2 protein-coding genes and 1 pseudogene are annotated in these 3,882 nt (G+C 60.6%); 1 reads left to right on the forward strand and 2 read right to left on the reverse strand.

Going from position 1 to position 3,882, the window contains the following annotated elements:
* Positions 1-178 precede the first annotated feature (178 nt).
* Positions 179-1,159 (forward strand): annotated as a pseudogene (locus F2P45_RS33765) (IS4 family transposase); the annotation flags it as partial.
* On the opposite strand, the gene F2P45_RS33770 reads toward F2P45_RS33765, so the two are convergent.
* On the reverse strand, positions 1,155-1,445 hold the full coding sequence (locus F2P45_RS33770) for a hypothetical protein (protein WP_166882585.1): 291 nt from the start codon (positions 1,443-1,445) through the stop codon (positions 1,155-1,157). The pseudogene F2P45_RS33765 and the gene F2P45_RS33770 sit on opposite strands and share 5 nt — an antisense overlap.
* A gap of 2 nt (positions 1,446-1,447) precedes the next feature.
* Positions 1,448-3,568 (reverse strand): recombinase family protein, encoded by a 2,121-nt coding sequence (locus F2P45_RS33775; RefSeq protein WP_166882586.1) that lies wholly within the window; start codon positions 3,566-3,568, stop codon positions 1,448-1,450.
* Positions 3,569-3,882: the final 314 nt, after the last annotated feature.

Genomic DNA, 3,882 nt, shown 5'->3' on the forward strand with positions numbered 1-3,882 from the left:
CTCCCATCCCGAAGCCGGCAAAGCGCCGCTAAGCACCTCCAACTCATTCAACCTGCCTTCGCCTCGATGTCAGCATCATGCCGTCTGGTGGATTAGCGGGCAAGCCTGAGGTTCATGGATCGCTTACCGTAAACTTCGGGCAAATCGCGTTTACTTTCGTCTTTTGGGCGGCCGCGTGATGAAAGTAGCACAGCAGTGGACAGAGCAGGAATTTGCGGCACTCGACCTTGGCGACGCCCGTCTTGACAAGAGAGCGAAAAAATTGATGGAACGACTTGCAGCCAAACCGATGGCCAGCATTCCGGAAGCGTGCGACACCTGGAGCGAGACTTGCGCTGCCTATCGCTTTCTGCGCAACTCGGACGTTGCCTGGGAGAGCATCTTGGCACCGCACTGGGCGCGCACTCAGGAACGCATGCGTGAACAGAAAGTGGTGCTGTGCATCCAGGACACAACGGAACTGGACTTTAACGGACAGGAAATTGCTGGACTGGGTCCGCTCAATTACGAGGCGCGGCGCGGCATGTACCTGCACCCGACCTTGGCGATAACGACGGAACGTGAATCGCTCGGCGTGCTCGATGCCTGGATGTGGGCACGCGAGAAGCGCGGCGCCGACGGCGTGCGGCCAAGCCAGAAGGAGAGTTTGCGCTGGGTGGAAGGCTATGAGCGGGTGGCGGAGATGGCCGCCGAGATGCCCGGTACAAGACTGGTCTATCTGGCCGACCGGGAAGCAGACATGGTCGACATGATGCGCCGCGCGCACGAACTGCATACGCCAGCCGATTGGCTGGTGCGCGCCAAACATGACCGATGTCTGCCTGCCGGTGACGGCGCTAAGCTGTGGGATACGACCACGGCAGGGGTACCGATCGGCGAGATCGAATTCATGCTGGGAGCGCGTGAGAACCGCAAGGCGCGCAGCGTACGACAACAATTGTGGGCACGCGAAGTCGGGATCAGCGACGGCAAACATGCTCGCCTGACCGTCACGTGCCTGATTGCGCGCGAAGTGGGCGCACCGGCCGGCACCAAGCCAGTCGAGTGGCGTTTGCTGACGAACCGTGCAGTCGAGACGCGCGAGCAGGCGGTCGAATTGATCGATTGGTACCGGGCACGTTGGGAGATCGATATTTACCAGTCATACAACCTCCTTAAGACTCATTAGGGCAATCGTTACGGCGTAACGTCTTGCTTTGCAAGTAATGATCCAACTCGGCAGTGTCGATGTGCAGCGTGGCCAGAATGCGGTCATCCTCGGCGCAAACGAGACGCTCGATCATTTTTCGTCTCGTTACGCCGTAACGGCGGGCCAATCGCCCGAGCGCATAATATGCCCTGCTGTCAATCCACATGTCGAGCCGATGCGCGCCATTGCCTTCCGTGCCCGCCATTGGCCGGTTGGCCCTGTATCGCGCCTGCCGTTGCGCTGTCGTGTCCGTCATAGTCAGCTCCGTGAAATAGGTGCGTGAGAGTCGATCGGTGCTTCGTTACGGCGTAACGAAAGCCGCCGTGTTTGCAATCGCATCAACTCTTCCTCTGTGGCTTGGATCAGCCAGAGCCGATGAGACTGGCTGACCACGGTGCGCGCCTTGAATTGGCCATGACGCAGCCACGAATACAGCGTCGGTTCGGGCATATCCAGTTTGTGTGCCAGTTCGGCGAGCGTCCATTCATTGGCCTGACGTTCCGCCGTAGCGGCCGGCGCGCGGTTCCGGCTTCGCAAGCCCAGGCGCACCGTCATAGCGCCCACAATTGCAGCGTTGAACTGCTCGCAGCGCTTGGCGGGGCGCCAGCCTTCCTCGTTGAGCGTCTGGGCAATGCGGGCATTGGCACAGCCTTGGCCATGCAGCGCCGTCACCCGCGCTGCCAATTCCGGGTAATAGCTGAGTTGATCCAGGCGCGCCACCGGGCGGGTAATCATGGCGGCCGATGCGTGTCCGCCGTTCCAGTGGATCTGGACGTCGACCCGCTCGCTGTCACCCTGCACGTTGACGATGACCCGTTCGATCAACTGACGCACAATAGCCTGGTGTTCAGCAGCCGTGGTGGTGGGTGCGTGCCACAAAGCCGGAATATCGGCGGCCAGCAGCCGGATCGCGGCACGCTGTTCGGCCGACAGGCAAGCCGCCTGCTTGGCGAGGAAACGCCCATGCTCGGCCTTCAGCGTCGATTCACCGGCCAAGGCGTCCTCCCATTGCCTTTCCAGGGTACGCGCCACCAATCGATGCTCCGGTTCGACCGCCTGATATTGGCGTGCTGCGCGCTCGACTTCGTAATGCGCCCGTTCCAGGCGCTGCTGCCAGTGCCGGTGCTGCAGGCTCAGTTCGGCCTCGACTTCCGCGGCCGCCCGCAAGCTGATCTCCAGCGCCGCTGGCTGCAGGGCGCGCAGTACCTGTGCCGCCACGAAGTCGTCCAGCACCTGCCCGGACAGCGATTGACAGCGCGCCTCGCCGTAATCGATGGCCATCCGGCTGCAATCGTAACGCAGTCTGTGGCCATTATCCCGATAAAGCGGCGCCATGCGCAGCCCGCAACGTCCACAAATGAGCAATCCAGACAGGAGCGATGGTCCATTCCGGATGGCGCCCAAGCCTTGAGCGCTATTGTTCTTCATTTGCAGCTGATTGCGCTCAAACTGTTCCCAGCTGATATAGCCCGGCAGCCTATTCTTGTGCAGCACCGACCATTGCTCCGGCTTCGCCACCAGCTTGCCTGTCGCCGGCCGCCCCGGCTGGCGACATCGCGGATCGGTGGGACGGCGTCCGTAAACATAGGCGCCGGCATAAATGGGGTTATGCAGCAGATCGGCCAGTGTCGCCCGGTTTGGCCGGCGCCACTCCAGGTCGCCTTTACGCAAGCCGCCACGTATCCGATGCGGCAGCAGGATATGGCGACGGACCAAATATTGCAGCACACCGTTGAGACTTCCCAAGCGCTCGAATTGATCAAAAATGAGAGCGATGGTGGTTTGCGCCTGCTCATCGGGATCCTTGACAACTTCGCCGGATGGCAGTTTGATATAGCCTCGCGGTGTCATCATGCCGAGCTCGCCGCGTTCTGCTTTGGCACGTTTGCCCGCGAGCATGCGCTGCTTGATCAGATGGAGTTCCGCCTCACTCATGGTTCCCTTCAAACCCAGTAAAAGTCGGTCGTTGTAGTCGCCGGGGTCGTAGACGCCGTCCCAGTCACCTATCAGGGTATCAAATAATCCGCAGACCTCCAGCAGTTGGTACCAGTCGCGACAGGAGCGTGCCAGGCGCGACATTTCAATGCCCAATACCAGCCCGACTTGATTCAGGCTGACTTCACTGACCAAACGTTGAAAGCCCGCTCGTCCCTGTGCCGTGGCGCCCGATTTACCCAAGTCTTCATCAATGACCTGCACTTGCGAGCGCTCCCATCCCAGCATGACGGCCCGCTCGACCAGACCGTACTGAAGTCGAGTCGACTCCGGGTGGCGGCTCATCTGCTGGGGCGTCGATTGGCGCACGTACACAACAGCCAGCCGCTCTGTTTGATGCCGGTTGATCTTGCTGCTGCGTGAAGGGGAAATGGTGGCGTTCATGAGCAGGATCCTCCGCCTTGGGCGCTGCGCTCCATTGGCGGCAAGCCAGGCAACTCAGTTGGCACACCACAGCGCGGCGCGCTTCCGGTGGAAGTTGCGTCCATATCTCCGCTTCGCTCTTGGGCTGCATCAGATGCTCGCTTAGCCAGCCAATCGACCAGCCCTAATAGGGCCTCACGACTCACTATAGGGCACCTCGAAAAACCGCCGCAGCCGTGGCATCATAGCGGCTCCACGTTGCTGACCTAATTTCATGATCAAGACGAGTCTGTTTGCCGACCAAGAGCGCGAAGCCAAGCTGAACAAGCTTGGTG

Origin of the sequence: Massilia mucilaginosa (assembly GCF_011682145.1) — a bacterium.
Lineage (GTDB): Bacteria > Pseudomonadota > Gammaproteobacteria > Burkholderiales > Burkholderiaceae_D > Telluria_A > Telluria_A mucilaginosa.

Coding starts and splice junctions, on each gene's coding strand:
- F2P45_RS33770 (WP_166882585.1), bottom strand. CDS start 1,445: ATGACGGACACGACAGCGCAACGGCAGGCGCGATACAGGGCCAACCGG.
- F2P45_RS33775 (WP_166882586.1), bottom strand. CDS start 3,568: ATGAACGCCACCATTTCCCCTTCACGCAGCAGCAAGATCAACCGGCAT.